General features: G+C 70.9%; 14 protein-coding genes. 9 read left to right on the top strand and 5 right to left on the bottom strand.

All coding sequences use genetic code 11. The features are described 5' to 3' along the window. The first annotated feature begins 72 nt into the window (after nucleotides 1-72). Nucleotides 73-1,719, top strand: coding sequence for a hypothetical protein (locus C3492_RS25430; protein ID WP_103814374.1), 1,647 nt, complete (start codon nucleotides 73-75; stop codon nucleotides 1,717-1,719). A gap of 29 nt (nucleotides 1,720-1,748) precedes the next feature. Here C3492_RS25430 and C3492_RS25435 read toward each other — a convergent pair whose 3' ends face one another. Both C3492_RS25435 and C3492_RS25440 read right to left on the bottom strand, forming a co-directional pair. Then, a complete protein-coding gene (locus C3492_RS25435) occupies nucleotides 1,749-1,940 on the bottom strand; it encodes a DUF397 domain-containing protein (RefSeq protein WP_103814376.1) in 192 nt (63 codons plus the stop codon). Beyond that, the gene (locus tag C3492_RS25440) at nucleotides 1,937-2,824 is read right to left on the bottom strand and encodes a helix-turn-helix transcriptional regulator (protein WP_103814525.1); all 888 of its coding nucleotides are present in this window, start codon (nucleotides 2,822-2,824) and stop codon (nucleotides 1,937-1,939) included. The genes C3492_RS25435 and C3492_RS25440 overlap by 4 nt, the downstream gene beginning before the upstream one ends. A gap of 310 nt (nucleotides 2,825-3,134) precedes the next feature. On the opposite strand from C3492_RS25440, the gene C3492_RS25445 reads away from it, so the two are divergent. Beyond that, nucleotides 3,135-3,584, top strand: coding sequence for an ATP-binding protein (locus C3492_RS25445; RefSeq protein ID WP_103814378.1), 450 nt, complete (start codon nucleotides 3,135-3,137; stop codon nucleotides 3,582-3,584). Between the two features lie 49 nt (nucleotides 3,585-3,633). On the opposite strand, the gene C3492_RS25450 is transcribed toward C3492_RS25445, so the two are convergent. After that, the gene (locus tag C3492_RS25450) at nucleotides 3,634-6,207 is read right to left on the bottom strand and encodes a hypothetical protein (protein ID WP_103814380.1); all 2,574 of its coding nucleotides are present in this window, start codon (nucleotides 6,205-6,207) and stop codon (nucleotides 3,634-3,636) included. 93 nt (nucleotides 6,208-6,300) lie between these two features. Next, the gene (locus tag C3492_RS25455; RefSeq protein ID WP_103814381.1) at nucleotides 6,301-7,605 is read right to left on the bottom strand and encodes a hypothetical protein; all 1,305 of its coding nucleotides are present in this window, start codon (nucleotides 7,603-7,605) and stop codon (nucleotides 6,301-6,303) included. Nucleotides 7,606-7,790: 185 nt separating this feature from the next. Between C3492_RS25455 and C3492_RS25460 the strand changes: the two genes are divergently transcribed. From C3492_RS25460 to C3492_RS25470, 3 genes are read left to right on the top strand one after another with little or no spacing between them, the layout of a single operon-like run. Beyond that, on the top strand, nucleotides 7,791-9,608 hold the full coding sequence (locus tag C3492_RS25460; RefSeq protein WP_103814383.1) for an AAA family ATPase: 1,818 nt from the start codon (nucleotides 7,791-7,793) through the stop codon (nucleotides 9,606-9,608). Then, nucleotides 9,605-10,858, top strand: a complete 1,254-nt coding sequence (locus C3492_RS25465) for an McrC family protein (RefSeq protein WP_258055882.1) — start codon at nucleotides 9,605-9,607, stop codon at nucleotides 10,856-10,858. Before C3492_RS25460 ends, C3492_RS25465 begins: the two co-directional genes overlap by 4 nt. A 37-nt stretch (nucleotides 10,859-10,895) precedes the next feature. After that, on the top strand, nucleotides 10,896-13,031 hold the full coding sequence (locus tag C3492_RS25470; RefSeq protein ID WP_103814385.1) for a UvrD-helicase domain-containing protein: 2,136 nt from the start codon (nucleotides 10,896-10,898) through the stop codon (nucleotides 13,029-13,031). A gap of 15 nt (nucleotides 13,032-13,046) precedes the next feature. Here C3492_RS25470 and C3492_RS25475 read toward each other — a convergent pair whose 3' ends face one another. Further along, a complete protein-coding gene (locus C3492_RS25475; RefSeq protein WP_103814387.1) occupies nucleotides 13,047-14,702 on the bottom strand; it encodes a class I SAM-dependent DNA methyltransferase in 1,656 nt (551 codons plus the stop codon). An 84-nt stretch (nucleotides 14,703-14,786) separates the two neighbouring features. On the opposite strand from C3492_RS25475, the gene C3492_RS25480 reads away from it, so the two are divergent. The 4 genes from C3492_RS25480 (at nucleotide 14,787) to C3492_RS25495 (ending at nucleotide 23,965) form a co-directional block, all read left to right on the top strand. Then, on the top strand, nucleotides 14,787-16,484 hold the full coding sequence (locus C3492_RS25480; protein WP_258055883.1) for a TIGR04141 family sporadically distributed protein: 1,698 nt from the start codon (nucleotides 14,787-14,789) through the stop codon (nucleotides 16,482-16,484). Between the two features lie 165 nt (nucleotides 16,485-16,649). Then, nucleotides 16,650-17,576: an LLM class flavin-dependent oxidoreductase gene (locus C3492_RS25485; RefSeq protein ID WP_219822091.1), complete on the top strand. Its 927-nt coding sequence runs from the start codon at nucleotides 16,650-16,652 to the stop codon at nucleotides 17,574-17,576. A 526-nt stretch (nucleotides 17,577-18,102) separates the two neighbouring features. After that, the gene (locus tag C3492_RS25490) at nucleotides 18,103-20,676 is read left to right on the top strand and encodes a Pls/PosA family non-ribosomal peptide synthetase (protein ID WP_181140544.1); all 2,574 of its coding nucleotides are present in this window, start codon (nucleotides 18,103-18,105) and stop codon (nucleotides 20,674-20,676) included. Between the two features lie 13 nt (nucleotides 20,677-20,689). Then, complete coding sequence (locus tag C3492_RS25495; RefSeq protein WP_103814391.1) at nucleotides 20,690-23,965, top strand: amino acid adenylation domain-containing protein; 3,276 nt, start codon at nucleotides 20,690-20,692, stop codon at nucleotides 23,963-23,965. Nucleotides 23,966-24,006 lie beyond the last annotated feature (41 nt).

A 24,006-nucleotide genomic window follows, 5' to 3' on the forward strand; every position in this document is an offset into this window, starting at 1 on the left:
ATGACGGGAAGGAGCCGCGCAGCGGGCCCTACCCCGCTCTCCCACATCCCCGCATCCCACCGAGGAGCGTGTATGCAACCACGCGGCTACCGCATGGTGGTCTCGACCGAACTCGACTACGTCCAGGCCTGCGGCGTCGCGGAGCGGCACCTGCTGGAATGGATCCGCGGCAAGGGGTACGACCCGTCGGGGCTGGACGAGGGACGCAACGACATAGCCCCGCACGCCACCCTCGACCGTGACTCGGAGTCCGGCCGCAAGGGCGCGCACAGCCGCTGGCGGATGCGGGAGACGCACTCCGCGACCGCCGGCACCTGGCAGTCCACGCTCATCGTGCGTTCCGGCCTGGAGGAGGACGAGGGCCGTACCTGGGTACAGCTCGACATCGAGCACCAGCCGGCCGGCGAGACCGAGATCCCCAGGCGTGCCAACACACCCAACATCGTCCGGTCCCTGCTGGACGACCTGAAGGCACTGGACGCCGACGGGGAGGTCACCGCCGGACCGGTCTTCGTCGAGGCCGAGGACGTCGACGACCTCATCGAGGAACTCTGCGACGAGAACCGCCGGATGCCCGTCGTCATCGCCAGCGTGCCGTACGGAAAGGATCCCGACGACTGGTCGAGCTCGGTCGTCGAACCCCTCTTCCGCTATCTGCACGGGCTGGCCGTGCTGTACGTGCTCACGCCGGAAGCACAGGTCAAGTTCAATGCCGCGCTGGAGTACCACCCCGTGTTCGGTGGCGGTGTCCGCACGTACCTCCCCGGGCTCGACCCGGCATGGAAGCCCGACGCCCAGCGTCACCCGGTGATGTCGCGCCGTACCATCGAGGCCGACCCGCGCCGCGCCGCCTCCACACTCGCCGCGCTCCCCCAGCGGCTGTCCTCCCGGCAGCCACTGCCCGCCGCCCTGCTCGCCATTCCGCGCCAGCGCACCCGGCCCCGAACCCCCCAGGACGGCACGGACGTCGTTCAGCTCCGCTCCGAGAACGCGGCGCTCACGGCCCTGCTGGACGAGGCCGAGCGTGCCGAGGCCATCCGGGTCGGCGAGATCAACGACCTGTACGCGGAGCTCGCGAAGGCCGATCAGGCCAGCAACGAACTGCGCGGCGAGAACGAGGAACTGTACGACAAGGTCCAGGAGTCCCAGCGGCTCATACGCTTCCTGCGGGAACAACTCCAGGAGGCGGGCCGGTTCGCCGTCGCCCACACGCCGTCCGTCACCGCGGACATCGCCTACCCGACGACCTTCGCCGAGTTGCTGGACCGCCTCGGCGAGCTGCCCGGCATCGCGTTCACCGGGAACCGCAAGACCACCCGGGCGCTCGACAGCCAGTCGGTGGACAACTGGCTGCGCGTCGCCTGGGACGGCCTGCTGGCCCTCGACCACTTCGCCCGGTCGTCCGCCGAGGGCACGACCTCCGGCGACTTCCTGAGCTGGTGCAAGTCAGACGGCTCCAGCGCGTTCCCCTTCCCCGCGGCCAAGGTGGCCATGCGCGAGTCGGACACGGTCGCCCGCAAGGCGAAACTGCGCGCCGAACGCATGCTCCCGGTCCCGCAGGCGGTGCACCCCGACGGCCAGGTCTTCATGCAGGCGCACCTGAAGATCGGCGGTGGAAACACCATCGCCCCGCGCCTGCACTTCTACGACGACTGCCCCCGCTCCGGGAAGGTGTACGTCGGCTACCTGGGCCCGCACCTGCGTAACACCCTCACCTGACGGGCCCTCGGGCGCAGTACGCCGCCCGCTCAGCCCTCCGCGGCGAACCGCACGAACCGTCCCCAGCCTTCGCGCCCCACAGCGAAGGCCGGGCGGGTCACGTCTTTGGAGTCCCGTACGTGGACGGCCTGTTCGGCAATGGCGACCTCCACGCAGTCATCGCCCTGGCTACCGCTGTAGCTGGACTTGAACCAAGCGAGTTCCGTCGTTCCGCTGCTCATAGCTCTCCTCGCAGTCGCTCCAGCAGGTCCCGGGATTCTTTGGGGGGCAGGGCCTGCGAGCGCAGTGTTTCATAGCGCTGGCAGAGCAGGCTCACCTCTTTCCTGTCCGAGATCAGCCGTCCGTTCTGCTGCCCTTCGGAGTAGCCGAGCCGCTGCCCCGCGGGAGTCTCCAAGATGCGCACCGGCCCGTCCAGGCAGGCGTGTAACCCCGCCTCCAGAGGGACCACCTGAAGGGTGACGTTGCGCGGAGCGCTCAGCTCCAGCACATGGTCGACCAGCCCGCGCATCACCTCCGCGTCCCCGAACCGCCGCCGGAACACATGCTCCTCCACGATGAAGCTGAACGGCACCTTGGGCCGCTCCCGCATCATCCGCTGCCGGTCCATCCGCGCGGCGAGCTGCACCTCCAGCTCCTCGTCGGTCCGCAGCGGGATCGTGCCCTCGAACACCGCCCGCGCATACGCCTCCGACTGCAACAACCCCGGCACCAACCGGCACTCGTACGTGCACAGGCTCACCGCCTCCCGCTCCAGCCGCGCCCACCGCCGGAACCACGCCGCGAGCCCCGCCTCCCCCCGCGTCAGGTGCCGGGCGGCCTTCCGCAGCGCGCCCGTGTTGCCCAGCGCCTGCTCCGCGCGTTCCACGAACGCCTCGTCCGGCATCCGGCGCCCCAGCTCCACCGACTCCACGGTGTGTTTGGAGTACTGGACCCGGGCACTCAGATCGACCCGGCTGAGGCCCGCGTGCTCGCGCAGGGCCTGGACGACGGCGCCGAACGTGCGCAGGCTGTCGGACGGGTGGGGCTCCCGTTCCCAGTCGGCCGCCGGAACCGCCCGCGCGCCGGCGCCCCCGGCCGCCTCCCCCTCGACTCCGACGCTCTCCATCCGCCGCCCCTTTCCGCCGAACCGCACCGCGGCGGCTCCTCACGCCGCCTCGCACTCATCGCCCAGCGTGACGGAACAGCGGTCGTACCGTCCACTCCCCGTGTCCGTACGCTGACTCAGCGTACGGGGTGCCGCACTCGTCCCCACCCCGTCCGACCGCCACTCTGACGTCAGGGACAGCGGTTTGGTTCGCCCTCACCCCCGGCTGTGCTGACGTGCGCCGTGCCGCCACCGCGACGACTCGTACTCCCACCCTGCGTACGGGGTGCGGCACTCGTCCTCACCCGCGTCCTGCCGCCACGCTGGCGTCATGAACCACGCGACACCACACGTCGGCGCCCCGGTCGGCACCTTCACGCAGCTGCTGTCGTCCACGCGGCGCGGCGCCCGTCTCGCCCGGTTGCTCGCCGTGACCGCACTGCGGTCATGGGGCGCCCCGGAGGACCTGACGGAGCGCGCCGAGCTCGTCGTCGCGGAGCTGGCCGCCAACGCCGTTCTCCACGGCCTCGTACCCGGCCGTTGCTTCCGGCTCACGCTCGCCTTCGACCCGCCGGCCGGGCACCTGCGCGTCGAGGTCACCGACGCCCGCGGGGAGCTCTACCCGCAGATCCTGACGGGCGCCGCCGGATCCGACGAGCCCCGCCCCGGCGGGCGCGGCCTCATGCTCGTCGCCGCGCTCGCCGACCACTGGGACTGCGTCCCCCACCCGCCCGGCGGCAAGACCGTCCGGGCGGTGCTCACAGCGCCGGTCGCACCCTGACGTGCGTGGTTCCGCCCACGCCCCGCCGCGCGCCGACCGGGCCGCCCACTCACCGCCGGTAGCGCCAGATCTGCCGCAGGCGCAGGGCCTCCATGGCCCGATGGGCCTCCAGCTCCGTGTCAGGGACGGGCTTCCGGCCGAGACGGACACGCACCTGGCGGTAGAGCCGGTGCGGGGCGGTGACGGAGCTGTCGACCAGCGTGGACAGGAGCGGCTCGTCAGCCGGGGTGCTCCGGTCCGCCGCGACGAGCAACGCGACCTTGTCGTCGGGGTGCAGGGACGGAAGCTGCCCGCCTGCCCTGAGGCGCAGGTCGCCCCAGCTCAGGGGGGTGCCGTCGGCGCGGGCCAGTTCCTCCAGGACGCCGCGGACGGTGCGGGCCAGCTTGTCGATCCGCTCGGCCGGCAGGCGGTCGTCCTGCGGCGGCTCGGCGATGCCGCCCGCCCCCGCCGATGTCTTCGGCGGAGCGGTCGCCGGCCGGGCGGACCGCTCGGCGGCCATCCGGTCCTCCAGCCTGCTCCGCCAGCCCTCGACAAGCCTGGTCTCCGCGGCCGGCAGCGGTCGGGCGAGCTGGGCGCGGTACGTCCCGATCTCGTCGAGGAGCCGCAGCAGGTCCTGGGTGGGCCGGTTCCTGTGGGTCGCATACAGCTCACCGAGCAGGCGGCGGATCTTCCTGAGCTGCGGGTCCTTCTTCGCGACCGGCTTCGGTTCGAGGGCCTTGGCCGGTTTCGGTCCGGAAACCGCGGTCCGGTGCTCCGTCCCGGCGGGATCGACCGTGATCGGGCGGCCGATCAGACGGTCGAGGAGGTCCAGGACACGGTCACCCTCCCGCAGCCACTCGCGCAGGGCCCGCCTGCCGGGACGGACCTCTTCGTACCTTCGGAGGTGTTCCTCTCCTTGCCGGATCGCCGCCGACAGGCGCTGTGCGCGCGTCCCCTTCGTCCGCGCCCGGGTCCTCGCCGCCTCCTCCAGCTTCTCCCTCGTCTCCGCGCGTCTGCGGTACGCCTGGCCCAGGTCGCTCTCGGAGGGCGCCTGTTCCCTCACGGCCGGCTGCTTCGCGGTGGGCTGCTGCACGGCGGGCGGCGGGGCGGCCGACACGTGTGCCGGACGGCTCCCGTACGCCGCGTGTGTCCTTCTGACCTCGACCGCCGTCCACTGCTGGAGGGCCGACTCCGAGGCCGGTCCGGCGACCCCGAGCCGTCTCAGTACCTGCCCCAGGTACGGAAGGGGTCTGCCCAGGTGGGTGACGATCAGCACGCTCAGCAGCGGACGGCCGGGCACCCGCGGCTTGTCCATCTCGACCAGCAGGTCCTGGCGCTTGGGGTTCGGCAGGTCGTGGACCCACCTGCCGAGCTGCCCGGCCAGCTCGCTCCACGTGATCGTGGCGCCCTTCGCCGCGACCTCCTCCAGCACCTTCCGCAGCCGGGCGGCCGGTTTCCCGGGTGCGCTCTCCGGCGCCCCGGGCCCACCGGGCGCGGTTTCGGCGCGTGGGGTTCGCTCACGAGTGCTTGAGACGCGGGGGGCCGGGACGTACTTCTCGTCGAGAGCCACGCTGGGACGCCACAGACCGGTGCGTTCCGCCTCCAGGCCGTTGAGCGGTACCAGCGCGTCGGCCCGGACCGCCCAGGAGGAGCCGTTTCCCCCGGCGACATCCGTGACCAGCAGCCGGACCGAGCCGGCGAGGTGGTAGACGTACTGGTCCGTGGGCGCCGGCACGGTGTCGGGCAGGGACAGGTGGGCCCGTACGATGCGGCTTCCCGCCGGCTTGACGAAGCCGGGAATCAGGCGTCTGCCGGGCACGTCCAGGGGAGATGGGGGCGGGGTGGCCGCTTCCGTGTCCACCGCGAACACGACCTGTCCGCGGGGAAGGGCCACGCTGCTGGGAAACGGCTCGCAGCCGATGCCGTCGTCGCGGACCGTTCCCTCGGCACGCAGCTCCTCGACGGCGGGGGTGACGAGGCCGCTCTCGGTCATCCGGCAGTGCTCCAGGGGAGCCCACGCCGTCTTCTTCCCGTCGGTCAGGGTGCCGATGTACACGCGACGGTCGTTGTCCTCGGTCTCGCACCGCACGAGCAGCGCGTACCCCCGACGCGCCATCATGTCCCGTGCGAGCGCGTCGTCCCGGCCGAAGACCCACTCGATACGGCCTTCCTTCGCGCCCAGGCTGTCCGCCGCCCTGCGCCAGCCGCGGTAGTCCTCCGGGTGGAGTTCGAACCGGAGGTGCGTCTTGGTACGACGCAACCAGAAGTCCACGGCGTCGCCGTGGCAGTGCCCGAAGGTGCGCAGTTCACCCTGGGCGGCGTGCCCCTGCGCCGCCAGCCAGCGGGTGACGTGGGCCTTGACGAACAAGTGGTCGGCGCCGTCCGCGCTGTGGGTGGTCCGATGGCATTCCCCACGGCCGGGGTCGGCTTCGTGGGCGAAGTGACAGACCCTCGTCACATACCGCTTGGGACGCAGCGGTTCGCCACAGCCTCCGAGAAGCGTGCCGCACCAGAAGTCGTCCCTTCCGAACTGGCGGAGGAACTCGTCGAGGTTGTGGGGCTGTTCCGGGAGGATCACCGGCTGGTCCGAGTCGCGGCCTCCGATGACCGCGGTCTGGATGAGACGGGTGTCGATCTGCCTCAACTCGGGAACCTCCGACGAGCACGTGGAACGCCCCCTGGAGGGGCAAGGGACGCAAAGGAGCAGAGAGTCCGGCAGAGGGCAGGCGCCCCACGCCTACGCGGGCAGCGCGGGGAACACCACCACCGAGCCGTCCTTGTCGCGGGCCATCTCGATCGCCACGTCCATCGCGCGGCTGTCGGCCACGGCGCCGTCGCCCAGCCGGTGAATGCGGTGGGCCGCGCTCATCAGGCGGTCGACCTCACCGGTGGTGAAGACGGGGCGCAGACCGTTCGGTCGTGCCAGCTCCAGCGCCGACAGGCGTCGCAGGACACCGGCGATACCCGACTCCAGCGCGTCGAGGCGCTCCTGGTCGACCTTGAGTGCGCGGACGAAGTTCTCGAACAGGTTGCCGGGGTCGCTCTGGGCGTGCTCGACGGCCTGGAGGATGTTGACCCGTCTCTTCAGCGCGACGGCCAGGGTGGCGAGTTCCAGGTGGGCGCGGAACGTGCCGCCGTCCTCGTCGAGGCCGGGGAAGGACTTGGTCAGTGTGCCGATCTCCACGGCCTTGCCGTCGGGCAGCTTGTCGAGCGCGTGCTGCCACTTGGCGAGGCGGCGGTCGGCGGAGCCCAGCGCGGTGTTGATGGCGTGCACGGCCGAGTCCAGTCCCAGAGAGGCACCGATCTTGCCCTGGTCGAGCAGAACGGCGGTGGCTTTGGCGATGGCGTCGCGGCAGCCGTCGAGTGCGCTGTACTCCTTCTCCAGCTCCTGTTCCTGAAGTTGCTCCAGCAGCTCCGTGATGTGCTCGATGGCCTGTTGACGCTTGTGGTCGGCGTGCGCGCTCACGCCCACCGCCACGGCCATGAGCACGAGCGGCGCGGCCACGGTGAGCGCGGTTCCGCCGACAGCCGCGGCACCGGCCGTCGCACCGGCTCCACCGGCCGCGCCCGCCGCCGCGTCGACTCGCACGAACGTCGGCTGGCCGACGATGCGGCCCGACGAGTTCACGAAGGCACCGCGGATGCCACCGGTCGCCGCCTTCGACGCCATCGGGCTCACGACGCCCTGCCCCAACTGGGCGGCCACCTTCGCCGGCACCACCATGCGGTACAAGCCTTCGCCGGCGGCCGTCGCCCTGGCCGCCGTGGAGGAGCTGCGCGCGGACTGCGTGATGAGCTGAGACAAGTGCTGAGCCAAGGGGCTCGCGGCATCCAGGGAGATGCCTCGGCCGCGGTCGAGCTCGTCGGGCAGCGGATGTGCCTCCAGCGTGGCGATCGGCTCGTCGGCCAGGGCGGCCAGCACGCCGCGCAGTTCGGCCACACGCTCGGCCGTCATCGGCCCGTCTCCGGTCACGTCGGGCACCCGGACGTCACCGGTCGCCAGCGTCCAAACCGGAACGGTCGCCTTGCGGTAGTCGATCATCGTCTCCCCTTGTCTCCCCGGGACAGCCTACGGCTGGACGCCCGACAGCACTGTAGGGTGAGTACGTTTACACGGTCAACAGATTCATCGGGTCCGTTTACTCTTATGATTGGGGTCATTTGACGGCGTCAACAGGTAGGGTGAGGCAGCATTGGAGCAGGCCTCGCACTCCCGGAAGGTCACCCGTGTCGCAGCCCGAACTCCTCCCCGGTGCTCCCGAGTTCCGCATCAAGCTGCCCAAGGACGGCGGTGAGGCGCGCGGGCACCTGCTCGCCGAGTTCGGCGGCAACGGCACCCACAAGTTCCTCCTGCGGAAGGGCTCCACGGTGGCCGCCGAGGCGTGGCCCGGGCTCGGCGACCACGCCCGCCGCAACCGCGCGGACCTGCGTGCGAGCGGGGCCCTCATCGACGCTCCCCACGATCCCGGTCTGCCGCAGACACCGTCCCGTTGGGTGACGGCCCGGGACATCGAGTGCAACTCCTCCTCGGCCGCCGCGGCGCTCGTGTACGGCTACGACGCTTCCGGCCCTGAGTCCTGGCGCACCGCGGAGGGCCATCCGCTCGCCGACTACCTGTCCACCGGCTGGCGCCCTCCGCGCAAGGCGTGGCTGGTGCGCGGCTCCAACGTCTCGGGGCACAACCTGGTGCGTCGGCTGTGGCTGAAGGAGGGCTTCGTCTCTCTCTCGGCCGCGCATCTGCCGCCTCTGGAGGAGACCGATCCGACCAAGAGCACGCTGCGCCGCTTCGTGGAGGAGGGGTACGAGGGCGCGGCCTCGTACAACCAGAAGCGCGGTCTCGTCGACGAACTGCACGCCTTCCTGACGCAGATGCGCGTCGGCGACACCGTCGCCACCATCGGCGACGGGTGGCTGCACATCGGGCGGATCACGGGGGAAGCCGTGCAGACCTCGTCGCCGGGCGGGTTGTCCAATCTGCGAAGGACCGTCGACTGGCTGCCGCGGCGCCATGCGTACGAGGAACTGGCGGAGGAAGTGCAGCAGAAGCTGTCCGTCCAGCACGACGTCGTCGACCTGACCGGTGTGCTGGAAGCGCTCGACGAGCTCACCACGCAGCAGGACCGCACGGCCGCGGCGGCAGCCGGTGAGGACCTCGCCGTGGAACGGCCGGCGCAGCGGGAGCTGTCGCTGCCGCACATCACCGAGGCACTCGCCGCGGAGCTCCTCGTCCATGACCGTGGCTGGCTGGAGGAGGTGCGCGAACTCCTCCTCGACGAGCGGCAGATCGTTCTGTACGGCCCACCGGGCACGGGCAAGACCTATCTGGCGATGAGGCTGGCCGAGTACTTCGGTGGCGGTCCGGAGCAGGTCAAGATCGTGCAGTTCCATCCCTCGTACGCCTACGAGGACTTCTTCGAGAGCTTCCGGCCCGTGGAGGACCCCGAGACGAGGGAGGTGGCCTTCCGGCTGACGGCGGGTCCGCTCCGGGAACTCGCCGATCTCGCCTCGCGTGAGGGCAACCGGCACATCCCGCACTTCCTGATCATCGACGAGATCAACCGTGCGAATCTGGCGAAGGTCTTCGGTGAGCTGTACTTCCTCCTGGAGTACCGGACGAAGTCGGTCCGTCTCACCTACTCCGGGGACGACTTCGCGTTGCCGCCCAACCTCTTCGTGATCGGCACGATGAACACCGCCGACCGGTCCATCGCCCTGGTGGACGCGGCGATGCGCCGCCGTTTCGCCTTCGTGGAACTGTCCCCGCGCACCGAGCCGACCGCCGGCCTCCTGGCCCGTTGGCTACGGCGCGAGGGACGGGACCTGGAGCCCGCCCGCCTCCTCGACGTCCTCAACACCCGTATCGGCGACGCCGACTTCGCCATCGGGCCGTCGTACCTGATGAAGCCGGGCGTGTACCGCGACGGCGGCCTCGACCGGGTCTGGCGCACGAAGATCCTGCCGCTGCTGGAGGAACACCACTACGGCGAGGGCCTCGACATCGAGGCCCGCTACGGCCTCGGCTCCTTGCGCGAGCAGCTCCCGTGACGGTGTCCGTGCCCGAGGTGTGGCTGCGCGAGTACGGGCCGGCCGTCTCCGTGCGGCTGAGTGCGGAGGCGGGGCGGGCGCTGGCCGCCTCCGGCATCCTGCACAGTGCGACCCCCGACCCCGCCCGGAGCGGGCACTGGCTGCTGCGTGCCGGCAGCCGGGTCGGCGCCGTACGCGTGCCCGGCGGCCCGGTCGTACGGATCACGCCCAAGACACCGGTGAGCCGGCTGTTCTTCCTCCTCGGGTTCAGCCTCGACCCGGCCCGCGCCTGGCGTGACGGCGCGGAGGGCACGGTCGAGACCGGCGCGTACGACGACGTCGTCCCGGCGCTCGCGCACGCCGTGGAGCGGCAGATCGACCGGGCGCTGCGGCTGGGGGTCCTCCAGGGCTACCGGGAGGTGGAGGAGTCCGCGCTCGTGATGCGCGGCAGACTGCGTGAGGCCGAGCAGATCCGACGGCACTTCGGCCGTATGCCGCCCGTGGAGATCACCTACGATGCGTACACCGCCGACACCGCCGAGAACCGCATCCTGCGCGCCGCCACCGAGCGGCTGCTGCGGCTGCCGGACGTTCCCGGGACCGTGCGGCGCCGTCTCGCTCATCAGCGCGTCCGTCTGGCCGACGCCCAGCCGTTGGTACGGGGTCAGGAACTGCCCCGTTGGCAGCCGTCACGTCTCAACTCCCGTTACCAGGCGGCGCTTCGGCTCGCCGAGGCCGTGCTCCGCGGCACCTCGCCGGAGCACCGGCCGGCCGGGGCCGACGCGCTCGCCGTGGACGGCTTCCTCCTCGACATGAACAAGCTGTTCGAGGACTTCGTCACGGTCGCGCTGCGTGAAGCCCTTCGGGAGCACGGCCTGTCCGCGCGCCTCCAGGACTCCCATCACCTCGACATCGCGGGTCTCGTACGGTTGCGTCCCGACCTGGTCGTCCGCACCGGCGACGGCCGCACCCCGCTCGCCGTCGTCGACGCCAAGTACAAGGTGGAGAAGGGCGACGGGCTCCTCAACGCCGACCTCTACCAGGCCCTCACCTACGCCACCGTGCTCGGTCTGCGCGAGGCACACCTGGTGTACGCGGCCGGGCGGCAGCCCGAGCGCTTCCACGAAGTCCGGGGAACGGCGGCGGGACCGGACGGGCGGGGAGTGCGGCTCCACCAGCACAGCCTCGATCTCTCCCGCGACCCGGGACAACTCCTCACCGCCCTCCGGGAGATCGCCGGGCGGCTGGCCGGGGGCTCCCCGCATCCGTGATCATGGGACATCACCTGACAGGAAGGAAGGGGACCTCATGCCCCGGCTCGCCTTCGCCCAGAGCTTCTGGGACGGCTACGACACCCTGGAGAAGCCGGTCCGAGCCGGAGTGCGCAAGGCCATGGCCAAGTTCCAGGCCATGAGCGCCGCCGAACTCAACGCGGACAAGGGGTTGCACCTGGAGTCCGTGGAGAACGCCCGTGACCGGCGGATGCGCACCATTCGCATCACCGACTTCTGGCGCGGTGTCGTCCTCGCCCCCGACGACGGCAGCGACACGTTCCTGCTGGTCAACGTCCTGCCGCATGACGACGCCTATACCTGGGCAGCGAAGCGCCTGTACAGCGCGAACTCCGCCACGCGGGCCCTGGAGGTGCGCAACGCCGTCGCCCTGGACGAGCTGACGCCGCTGTACGAGACCGCCGCACGCACCGCTCCCCGGCTGCTGTTCGCCGATGTCTCCGACGGCACGCTGCGCGAGCTCGGTATCGACGACCAGGTCCTGCGCGCCGCGCGTTCCATGGTGGACAAGGCCCAGTTGGAGGCGTTCTCCACGCTCCTGCCGGAGGACCAGCTGGAAGTGCTCCAGTACCTCGCCGAAGGGTTCAGCCCGGAGGAGGTCTACCGGGACGTCGTGGCCGTCCGCCGTCCCGCCGACGCGCCCGCCGAACCGGTCGAGGACCTGGCCACGGTGATCGGCAACACGCCCGCGCGCATCCGGCTGGTCACCGGACCGCAGGAGCTGGAGGAGATCCTGGAGAAGCCCTTCGCCGCCTGGCGGGTCTTCCTCCACCCGTCTCAGCGCCGTGTCGCCTACCGCGCCTCGTACGGCGGTCCGGTCCAGGTAACCGGCGGGCCCGGCACGGGCAAGACGGTGGCCGCCCTGCACCGGGTCAAGCACCTGCTCGGCCGCTCCGAGGACGGTCGCATCCTGCTCACCACCTACACGAACGCGCTCGCCGCGGGACTGCGCGACATGCTCGGCCTGCTCCTCGACGAGGACGAGAAGCTGCTGGCGCGGGTGGACGTGACAACGGTCGACGCCTTCGCGAACGGCATCGTGCGCGCCGACTCGGCTGTCGCGCCGAAACCGATCGGGGACCGGGAACAGCGGCAGCTGTGGGAAAAGGCGGTCAAGCAGCTCCATCTGCCGTTCACCGCCCAGTTCCTGGCCCAGGAGTACCGGCACGTCGTTCTCGGCCAGAACCTCCGTGATCTCGACGCCTACCTCGGCGCGAGCCGCCGTGGCCGCGGCACCGGCCTCGGTCCCGCGCGCCGCCGCGAAGTGTGGCGGGGCGTGGAGCGGTTCGAGCAGCTCCTGCGGGACCGCCGTGAGACCACGCACCTGCGCATCTGCGCCCGGGCGGCGGAACTCCTCGCCGGCCGGCCGGCCCCGTACGCCCATGTCGTCGTCGACGAGGCACAGGATCTGCATCCGGGGCAGTGGCGGGTGCTGCGCGCCGCCGTCTCCCCCGGACCCGACGACCTGTTCGTCACCGGCGACCCGCATCAGCGGATCTACGACTCCCGGGTCTCGCTCGGCTCGCTGGGGATCACCACGAGTGGCCGCAGCTTCCGGCTGCGTGTCAACTACCGCTCCACCGAGGAGATCCTCGCCTGGTCCACCCGCCTCCTCGCACCCGTCACCGTCGACGCGCTCGAGGGCGAGGGGACGGACTCGCTGTCCGGGTACCGCTCCGTCCTCCACGGCCGCCGGCCCCAGGTGCAGGGGTACCGCACCCAGAAGGAAGAGATCGAGGGGCTGGTGGAGCGGGTCCGAGCGCTGCTGGAGGAGGGCCTCGCCCCGCATGAGATCGGCGTGTGCGCACGCTTCAACCTCTCCCTGGACGCGGCGGAGGAGAAGCTGACCGCCGCCGGCGTCCCGGTGCTGCGGGTCAGGGGTCAGGCCGCCCAGGGGACCGAGGGGGTGCGGCTGGCGACGATGCACGCGATGAAGGGGCTGGAGTTCCGCGCGGTGTCGGTGCTCGGTGCCGCCGAGGGGACCGTCCCGTTCGCCCGGGAGATCACCCCGCGTGAGGCCGACCCGCTCCAGCACGAGGCCGACCTGCTCCGGGAGCGCTGTCTGCTCTTCGTCGCCTGCACGCGTGCTCGCGAGGCTTTGAGCGTGACGTGGAGCGGAACGGCGAGCCCGTTCCTTCCGCACGTCGCCTGACCGGCCGCCCGGCCCTCAGTCCTCCGGTGCCAGGGCGCCCGTGGCGAGACCGTCACGGGCGACCTCGGCGAGCCGCCGGCTCAGCTCGTCGACCTCGCGCATCCCCTCCTCGAACGCGGACAGGGCGCGGAAGGCGGAGCCGTACCGGCGCTGATCGTCGATGCCCATACGGGGGATGCGCGCGCCCCTGCCGTCGAAGCGGTAGGTCCCGCTCGCGCTCGTCGATCTGCGGGCGTTGGCGGAGCTGCGCAGGAAACCTTGCAGATAGTCGGTGTCGAGCTGCTCGCTGGCCGAGACCGGCTCCTGACCGTCGTAGGCCACGAGCCCGGCTCGGGCGAGATCCGCGACGCTGGTGGTGGCGGCGTCCAGCGAGCCCGGCCCGCCACCCGCGGCGAGCTCCGGCAGGAGGGCGGCGAGGCGACGGATCCGGTTCTCGAGTTCCTCGCGCAGGGCGGCGTACTCACCGGGGTAGTCGCGGTGCCGGTGCAGGAGGTGGCTTCCGGGTGTCAGATCGACCGTGTCGTCGAGGAGTTCGATCAGCGGGACGTCGGCAACCTGGTCGGGGCGTGGTTCCAGGTCGGCGTCGGGGCTGTTGTCCGTCAGGTCGATCATGCGCACGGTGTGGTTCGTGTCCGCGCCCGCCGTGCTCTCGGGACGCTGAAGACACCACAGATGGACAGGCAGGGCGTGCGAGGTCGCCGTACCCGGTGGCAAGGCGACGACTTGGCGCAGGATGCCCCGGCGTACGAGCTCCGCCCGGATGCGGCGACCTGCTTTGCGGTAGGCGACCGAGGCCGGCATGACCATGAGGACGTGACCGCCGGGTACGGTGTGCGCGTAGGCGTGCTGGAGCCATGCGAGCTCGCCTTCGGCCTTGGACGGGGTGCCGAGGTCCCAGCGGGAGTCGAGCAGCAGTTCCTCCCGCCCCCATTCGGTCACGCCGGCCGGAGGATCGCAGACGACCAGATCAGCCTTGAGGTCCTGCCATTCATCCGCGCGCAGTGAGTCACCCGCCACTATGCGCACGCCTGATCGGCCCAGGAGGTCTGCGCGGAGCTGTGCGAAGCGGGCGCTGTCGGCGTCCATCTCCTGTCCGCGGCACCGCATCCCGCCTTCGGAAGCGACGGACAGGAGCAGCACCCCGATTCCGCAAGCGGGATCGAAGACGGTGGCGTCGGACGTCAGTTCGGGAGCGAAGTGGCGCACTGCGCGCACCACCCGCTCAGGCGTCACCTGGTCAGAGCCGGCGCGCCGAGCGGAGTCCATGAATCGTTCGGTCAGGCCGTTCACGAGGTCGGCTGGGGATTCGGCGCGGACGAGTCCCTGTACGCGGGTGGCGATGTCGTCCGGCACTCCGGTTCCGGCTTCTCCGGTCAGCACCGCGGCCACCTGCGCCAGGCCTGCGATCATCTGTTCCCCGTACACAGCCCGCATCGCCTGCCACAACTCGACCTCGGGGGAGACCTCCTGGCCTTTGCGTTGCTTGTCCAGCCATTCCTGGACCTCCGCGAGCGCGTAGAGCGGACTGTTGGCGGCGCCCCCCGCCGGCAGGGGGAAATCGTCGTAGCGCCGGCGCCAGTTGGAGACAGCAGCCCGGGTGACTCCGGCCAACCGAGCGATCTCGGCGCCGGTGACCAGTGGTCCGACCGATGAAGCGGCAGTGTCCGTCATAGCCCCAGCGTACACGGGCGGTTACAGTGTTTCCAGAGACGATTCTGTTGACAACGTACACAGATAACGTCCATCATCAGTGGTGTGAACACCGCGGTACGCACTGTTTACCGACTGTCCGGCGTCTCCCCGGCCACGGAGGCCATGCTGGGTGCTCTGGACATCGAGCTTCTCGACGAGCTGGGTGCCGAGCTGCATGTGCCCGAGGTACTGGGGGTCCCGGCCGTGTACGTCACCTGCGCGATGGAGCGCACCGAGGCCCCTTGGTGCGCACCCATGTCGCGCACCACCGGCATCACCGTCAGTGAGAGCGTCCGCCGCACCGCTGCCCTGCTTCTGCTCGCCGTCGACGAGACGGTGTACGCCATAGGCTGTGACCAGGGGTACCGACTGATCCCGGACCACCTCAAGGACAAGCGCTTCGGCCTCTCGTTCGCCATCCGGCAGATGGACCCGAACATGATCCGCGGGGCTGTGTCGAGATCCCTCGGACAGGCCCGCACCGACATCTCCCTGGTCCCGCGGGGCGCGTCCGTCCCGCTGCTGGGGATTCGTGACCACTCCCGCATCGTGCGGAGCCTGGGCGGATACCTCGACGACCTGCCGCTCACCCGGTCGCGGTACACGCGTGGCAAGGCGGTCAGCGCCCAGGGCGGATGCGGGCTGAGGATCGCTCTCGGAGTCGAGCCCGCGGCCCTGGTCTCCGACCTGCGGGCCATCGCAAGGATCTGCCGCGAGGACATTCCGCACCAGGAGCTGGAGTTCGTCGACCACATCGTGCCGGTCAGCGACACGAGGACCGTCGACACCCTCGACCAGGCTCTGGACGACCGTCTCGGCCGGCCCGCGGACGGGCTGATCTCCGTCTCCGTCCCCTCCGAACACCACGAGGCGTACGCGGAGGCCACCACGTACCTGACGCGGATCAACAGCACGGGTGCCTTGCGGTCCGATGAGTTCGACCTCGGATACGTTCTCACCCGGGCCCGGCTCGCACCGCGCGGCCGACGCCTCAGGGCGCTGCGCGAGGGCACCGTGACCCTGGCCAGGGACCGCCGGGCGGGGGCCGCCGACACGCTCGCCGTCACCAGCGCGCTGACCTGGCTGGAGACGGGCGTCTCGCTCGGCTCCCGGCGGTTCTTCCTGATGGACGGCGAGTGGTACGAGGCCGGGGCGGCCTACACCGAAGAGTGCCGGGTCACCGTGAGCGCCCTGTTCTCTCCCTCCCCCTCCGTCGCCCTCCCTGCCTGGGTGCCCGGTGAGTCGGAGCACGACTACAACAACAGGGTGGCCGATGACCGGCCCGGCTGGCTCTGCCTCGACACCAAGAACGTCGCCAACCCGCTCCGGCCCAGGGACCAGGTCGAGATCTGTGATCTGCTCACGCCCGACGGCACTCTGATCCTCGTCAAGCGCGCGGGCGGTTCCGGTCCGTTGAGTCACTTGTTCAGCCAGGCCAGGGTCGCGGTGGAACTGCTCCAGGAGTCCGCCCGAGTCCGTGCGGACTTCACCGCGAAGGTGGCCCGGCTCAGCGGCGGCGCACACCTCCTTCCGGAGGACTACACGCCCAAGCGGATCGTCCTTGCGATGCTTCTCAAGAACCGCGGGAGCCTGACGCCGGACTCCGTCTTCGGCTTCTCCCAGATCACCGTCGCACAGACCGCGAAGGCCCTGGCAGCACGAGGGGTGACGGTCGAGGTCATCGGCATCCCGGAACGCGGCACCGACGCGGTTGCCCTCCCGCTGCCCGACGTGGCCACTGGTGCGGCGGTCCCCGGCTGAGCCGGCCGGTACCCGGCGGTGGATGGCCGTGCCGCATCACGTGACCGACGTGGTCCAACCCTGGCCGGAATTCATCGGCCGGGACACGGGGCCGTGCGGTAGTTGTGGTCTTCAACCGCACGGCGATCACCGCCCTGCTTCTCTCACACAAGGACGCACGTTCACATGAGTGAGCCCAGACGCGTGACCTTCGGTCTCAAGACCACACCCATGCACGTCGAGTACGACGACATCCTCCGGGTGTGGCTGGAGGCCGACGAGATACCGGAGATCGAACACGCCTGGCTGTGGGACCACATGCTGCCGCTGGCGGGACCGAAGGACGGGAAGATCTACGAGGGCTGGACGCTGCTGGCCGCGCTGGCCGCGCAGACCCGGCGCCTCCGGCTGGGGCTCCTGGTCACCAGCAACCGCATCCGCCGGCCGGCCGTCCTCGGGAAGATCGCGACCACGGTCGACGTGGTGTCCCGGGGCCGGCTGGTCATGGGACTCGGGGTGGGCGGTACGCACCAGCCCGCGGGCGCCGGCGGCGTCGCCGGTGACAACCCGGCGATCGCCGAGTACGAGGCGTACGGTCTCACCCTCGTGCCGCCCGCCGAGGGCATCGCGCGCCTGGAGGAGACGATCACCATCCTCAAGCGCATGTGGACCGAGAAGGAGTTCGACTTCGAGGGCCGCTACTACAGGCTGAAGGGGAACCGCAACGAGCCGAAGCCCGTGCAGCCCTCGGGCCCGCCCCTGCTCATCGGCGGCTGGGGCAACCGGACGCTGCGGCTGGTGGCGGAACACGCCGACATCTGGAACATCCCCGGCCCGCCGCACAATCAGCTCGACCGCATCACCGACCGCGCCCGGGTGCTCGACGAGCACTGTGCGGCCATCGGCCGGGATCCGTCCGAGATCAGCAGGTCGGTGCAGGTCGTCATCTCCTACGACGACATCGCGGCGTCCCGCCGGACCGTGCTGGAACTCGTCCACGCCGGTCTCGACCACATCGTCCTGAGCCTGCCGCGCGGCTACCCGCAGGGCGTGGCCCGGTGGCTGACGGAGGAGATCATCAAGCCGGTACGGGCGGAGCTCCCCGCGCCCTGACGCCACGTCGTGCGGGGCCCGGCCCACTCGGCAGGGCGGCCCCCGGACGGACCGTCTGAAGGGCGGGCGACCAGGGACACCGGGTTCCGGTGGCTCCGGTCACCACACGCCGCTGAACGGCGAGTCGGATCCGTGCCGCCGCCAGGCCGTGCCACCGGTCGTCCTCGCCGGTCACGGCGGAGGTCCCGCGCCCACGAAGTCGGTCGCGTGCCCCTTTAACAAGACCCCGCCCCGGTGCCCGGCAGGACCCGGGTGTACGCGGGTCACCGGACCACGGGGCATTCCCCGGCGGCGCCCTTTGAGGATGCGTAGGCGATTCGGGGGCGCCGCCGTTCGGGTGAGGCGTGGTGGGGGCCGCTCCGCGCGGAAACCAAGGAATAAAGAGCCGTCGGCGTCTTCCGGGCGGAACGAATGGGCCGATGCGAAGTGGCAGCCTGCTGTCCACCTCGCCAGACTGAAACCGATGGTTCCTGATCAGGAACCGTCCGGCCGGCCATTGGCGATCCATACGTCCTCAGGAGATGTAATGGTGGAGCAGTCCTCCGAGGTCCCCATATCCCGGCCCCCCGAACCCGCCGTCACCCTGAGCGACATGGGGTCCGACAGGGTACGGACCGAGCGGAAACTCGCGGAAACACTGGCCGAGGTCACCGGCTGCGACGACGTTCCGGCCGAAAGTAACTTCTTCACCGACCTCGGCGCGAATTCCCTGGTGATGGCCCAGTTCTGCGCGCGGCTGCGGAAAAACCCGGATCTCCCGTCGCCGTCCATGCGGGACATCTACCGGCACCCCACGATTCGGAGTCTGACGGCGGCCCTCATGCAAGCCGCGCTCGATACGGCGGTGCCCTCACCGGTACCCACGCGGTCCCCCGCTCCGGTGACGCGCGCGCACCCCGCCCACCATCTGCTGTGCGGGACGGCCCAGCTGCTGATCTTCCTCGTCTATTCCCTCGTCTGGGGATTCGTCACCGCCCGGGGGTACGAGTGGGTCGCCGCCGGTTCCGGATTCGTCGGCATCTATGTGCGGTCGGTGCTGTTCGGCGGCATCGGTTTCCTCGCCCTGTGCATATTTCCGGTCACCGCGAAATGGCTGCTCGTCGGCCGCTGGAAACCCGGCGATTTTCCGATCTGGGGGGCGGCTTATCTGCGCTTCTGGTTCGTGAAGGTCCTGCTGCACGCGAATCCGATGGTGTTCTTCGTCGGGACCCCGCTGTACGTGCTGTACCTGCGGGCGCTGGGCGCGCGGATCGGCAAGGGTGTCACGATCCTCTCCCGCTCCGTCCCGGTCTGCACCGACCTGCTGACGATCGGCGCCGGGACGGTGATCCGCAAGGACGCGTTCCTCCTCTGCTACCGGGCCCACGCGGGCCGGATCCAGACCGGCCGGGTCACGCTGGGCCGGGACGTGTACGTCGGCGAGAAGACCGTCCTGGACATCGACACCTCGCTGGGCGACGGAGCCCAACTGGGCCATTCCTCCGCGCTGCACAGCGGCCAGGCGGTGCCGGACGGCGAGCGCTGGCACGGCTCCCCGGCGGAGCCCGCCCAGGTCGACTACCTGCGGGTCCCGCCGGCCAGGTGCGGCACCGCGCGCCGGGTCTGGTTCGGTGGCCTCACGCTGTTCCAGACGATCTTCCTGTACCTGCCGCTCACCCTCGGCGGCGTGTACATGCTGTTCACCGAGGTCCCGGCGATCGGCAAGCGGCTCGATCCGCAGACGGCGGTGCTGACCCGGCCGGAACTGATCCCGGACGCGCTCGTCGTCTCGCTCGCCCTGTTCTCCGGCTTCCTCGTCCTGGGCGTCGTCGTCCTGTACACCGTTCCCCGCCTGCTGGGTCTGTTGGTGAAACCCGACCGGGTGTATCCGCTGTACGGATTCCACTACACGCTGCACCGGACGGCGGCGCGCATGACGAACATCAAGTTCTTCGCCTGGCTTTTCGGCGACAGCTCGTACATCGTGCATTATCTGCGCGGGCTCGGTTACGACCTGTCACGGGTGGAGCAGACCGGCTCGAATTTCGGCACCGAGATGCAGCACGAGACGCCTTTCATGGTCAAGGTCGGCAGCGGAACGATGGTGGCCGACGGACTCTCCGTCATCAACGCCGACTATTCCAGTACGTCCTTCCGCGTGTCCCGGGTGGAGATCGGAGCGCGTAATTTCCTGGGGAACAACATTGCCTATCCCGTGGGCGGCAGGACGGGTGAGAACTGCCTTCTCGCCACCAAGGTGATGATTCCTCTCGACGGCGAGGTACGGGAAGGCGTGGGCCTGCTCGGTTCGCCGTGTTTCGAGATTCCCCGCTCGGTGGACCGGGACGCCCGGTTCGACCATCTGCGGGAAGGCGACGAACTGCGCCGCCACCTCAGTTCGAAGAACCGCTACAACCTGCGCTCGATGGCCCTGATGCTGTGCATGCGCTGGTTCCTCGTCTTCGCGCTCACCCTGTTCGGACTCGCCTCCGTGGACTTGTACGGCGTGGCCGGTCACGTCGTGATCGCCCTGTATCTGGCCATGACGCTCGCGTTCTCCACCGGCTATTACGTCCTCGTGGAACGCTGCCTGACGAGGTTCCGCCCGCTCACCCCCCAACTGTGTTCCATCTACCACCCGATTTTCTGGTGGCACGAGCGCGTGTGGAAAATGCCGAGCCAATATCTCAACATCTTCAACGGGACTCCTTTCAAGGCCCTGGTCTGGCGACTCCTGGGAGTGCGCATCGGCCGGCGGGTGTTCGACGACGGCTGCTACATCACCGAACGCACCCTGGCCACCATCGGCGACGACTGCACCCTCAACGCGGGGAGCAAGATCCAGTGCCACTCCCAGGAGGACGGCACGTTCAAGTCCGACCGCAGCACGCTGGGCGCCGGCTGCACGCTGGGCGTCGGCGCCCATGTGCACTACGGCGTGACCATGGGCGACGGCTCGGTGCTGGCACCCGATTCCTTCCTCATGAAGGGCGAGGAAGTCCCCCCGAACGCTCAGTGGGGCGGCAACCCGGCCGTGGACATGCCCGGGGCCGGCGACCGGCCCGGCGCCGCGGCCCGGGCCCTGGAAGCAACCGACGCCCCCGCGTCCGTCACTAGGTGAGGAAGGCCATTCGATGGGAACGCGCGTGGAAGCGGTGGAGGCGGTGGAAGCGGACCGGGAGTTCTGGAGCCGTGTGCTGACCGCGGGCGGCAGCACCGCCGTGCCGCGGTGGGTCCGGGAGCCGGTTCCGGGAGCGTCGGAGCTGGAGACGCCGGTCCCGGACGACGTGGTGACCTCGGTGCGCGCGCTGGTGCGGCGGTCGGGACTGCCGCTGAGCGCGCTGCTGCTGGCGGCGCACGCCAAGGTGCTGGCCGCGCTGTCCGGCGAGCGCGAGGTGGTCACGGGGTACGCCGCCGGAGTGCGCGGCGAGCCGCTGCCGTGCCGGCTGACCGTGCCCCCGGGGTCCTGGCGGGCCCTGGTGTCGGCCGCCGAGCGCGCCGAGGCGGAGGTGCTCGCGCACCGGGAGTTCCCGGTGCCGGAACTGCGGCGGGAGCTGGGGGTGACCGAGCCGTCGTACGAGGTCGTGTTCGGCCCCATGGACGCCGAGGACGAGCACGCCGACGACGGTGTCCTGCACGTGCGCTGGTGCGACCGGGGTGGCCGGCTGATGCTGCGCGTGCGGTACCGCACGGACGTGCTGGACGCCGAGAGCGCGGACCGTATCGGCGGCTACCACCTGAAGGCGCTGCGGCTGCTGGCGGCCGATCCGGACGCCGACCACACGCAGCAGAGCCTGCTGTCGGCCGTGGAGGTCCGGGAGCAGTTGGAAGGGCTGGCCGGGCCGCACCGGGCGCTGCCGGACGCACGCGCGCACGAGTTGTTCGAGCAGCGGGTGCGGGCGCATCCGCGGGCGGTGGCCGCGGTGCACGGCGAGCGGCAGTGGACGTACGGCGAGCTGAACGCGCGGGCCAACCGGCTGGCGCGGGCACTGCTGGCCCGCGGGGTGGGCCGGGAGGACGTGGTCGCCGTCGTCACCGAACGGAACCTGGACTGGCTGGCGGCGACGCTGGCGGTGTTCAAGGCGGGCGGGGCGTACCTGCCGATCGAGCCGCACTTCCCGGCCGGCCGTATCGCGGCGACGCTGTCGCGGGCGGGGTGCCGGCTGGTGCTCACCGAGTCCGGCAGTACCGGGACCCTCGACCAGGCGCTGGCCACCGTACCGGACGCCGAGAAGCTGCTGGTGGAGACGGCGTACGCGGAACCGCACGCCGACGACGACCTCGGGGTGCGGGTCGAGCCCGGTCAGCTCGCCTACATCTTCTTCACCTCCGGCTCCACCGGCGAGCCGAAGGGCGCGATGTGCGAGCACGCGGGCCTGCTCAACCACCTGTTCGCCAAGATCGACGACCTGGGGCTCGCCGAGGGGTCCGTGGTGGCGCAGACCGCCCCGCAGTGCTTCGACATCTCCCTGTGGCAGCTCGTGTCCGCGCTGCTGGTCGGCGGGCGGACCCTGCTGATCGGCCAGGACGTGGTCGTGGACGTGGAGCGGTTCGTCGACACGCTGGTGCGGGGCCGGGTCGCCGTGACCCAGCTCGTGCCCTCCTACCTGGAGGTCGTGGTCTCGTACCTGGAACAGCGCCCGCGGGAGCTGCCGGACCTGCGGTGGGTGTCGGTGACCGGTGAGGCGCTTAAGCGGGAGCTGGCGCAGCGCTGGTTCGCGCTCCAGCCGGGCATCAGGCTGCTCAACGCCTACGGGCTGACGGAGACCTCGGACGACACCAACCACGAGGTCCTGGACGGCGTACCCGATCGGGTGCTGCTGGGGCGCGCGGTCAACAACGTGCGCGTGTACGTCGTGGACGAGCAGCTCGCGCTGGTGCCCCTGGGCGCTCCCGGGCTGATCGCGTTCTCCGGGGTCTGTGTGGGCCGGGGGTACGTCAACGACCCCGAGCGGACCCGGGAGGCCTACCGGACGGACCCGTACCGGCCCGGGGAGCGGCTGTACCTGGGCGGCGACTGGGGGCGCTGGCACCCCGGCGGCAAGCTGGAGTTCCTCGGCCGCCGGGACAGCCAGGTCAAGATCCGAGGCTTCCGGATCGAGATCGGCGAGATCGAGAACACCCTGCTGCGGGTGGACGGGGTACGGGACGGTGCGGTGGTCGTCGTCGAGCGGGGCGGCGGGAACACCCAGCTGATCGCCTTCCACTCCGGCCGGCGTCACGAGCCGGACGTACTGCGCGAGGCCCTCGCGGCGGCGCTGCCCGCCTACATGGTCCCGGCGGCCTTCCACTGGCGGGAGAGCCTGCCGCTGACCGCCAACGGCAAGATCGACCGCAAGGCGCTGACCGCGGAGGCCGCGCGGACGGGCGCCGGACCCGACGCGGCGGACAGCGCGGACCGGGACGCGTTCAGCCCGACCGAGCGGCGGCTGGCGGCGGCCTGGGCCGAACTGCTGGGGGTGCCCGAGCACCGGATCGGCCGGACGGACCACTTCTTCGACTCGGGCGGCACCTCCCTGTCGGCCGTCAAGCTCAGCATCGCGCTCGACCGCGCGGTCTCCCTGCGGGACATCACCCGGCACCCCGTGCTCGCCGATCTGGCCAGGCTCCTCGACGGCGCCGCCCGGCAGCGCCCGGAGCTGCTCCAGCCCCTGTCGGACTCGGACGGCGCCCCGGAATGCGCGCTGGTCTGCTTCCCGTACGCGGGCGGCAACGCGGTCAACTACCGGCCGATGGCGGCCGCGCTGGCGGGCAGTGGTCTCGCGGTCCTCGCGGTGGACCTGCCGGGCCACGACCTGGCGGCGCACCGGGAGCCGTTCGCGTCGATCGAGGACGTCGCGGCCCAGGTCGCCGACGAGATCACGGCACGCGGCCTGACCCGGGTCATGCTGTGGGGCCACTCCTCGGGCGCCGCACCGGCCCTGGAGACGGCAAGGACGCTCCAGGAGCGCGGTGTGCGGGTCACGCGGGTGTTCCTCGGGGCGCAGCTGCTCGGCACGGCCGAGGACCGCGGTGCCGCCGTCGCCGAGCTGACGGGCCTGAGCGACGCGGAGATCGCGGCGCGGCTGACCGCGGACAGCGGCTACACCGAGCTCGCCGAACTGAACGCGCGGCACGCCGAGCACATCGGTGCCGCCTACCGGCACGACTGCGTGTCCGCCCACCGCTACTTCCAGGCGGTCCTGCACGCCCCGCCGCCGGTGAAGCTGGCCGCGCCGGTCTCGGTAGTGGTCGCCGCCGACGACCCGCACACCGCCGGCCACGCCGACCACCACCGCGACTGGCTGCTCCTGGCCGAGCACGTGGACCTGCACGAACTGGCCGACGGGGGCCACTACTTCCTCCGCACCCGCCCGGCCGAGGCCGCGCACGCCGTTCTGAGCGCGGCCGTCCCCCTGGCCTCCACCTGACCCGTACGCCCATGCGACGGGCGACCGAAAGGAAAACCGAG

Origin of the sequence: Streptomyces sp. Ru62 (genome assembly GCF_002920615.1) — a bacterium.
Taxonomy (GTDB): domain Bacteria; phylum Actinomycetota; class Actinomycetes; order Streptomycetales; family Streptomycetaceae; genus Streptomyces.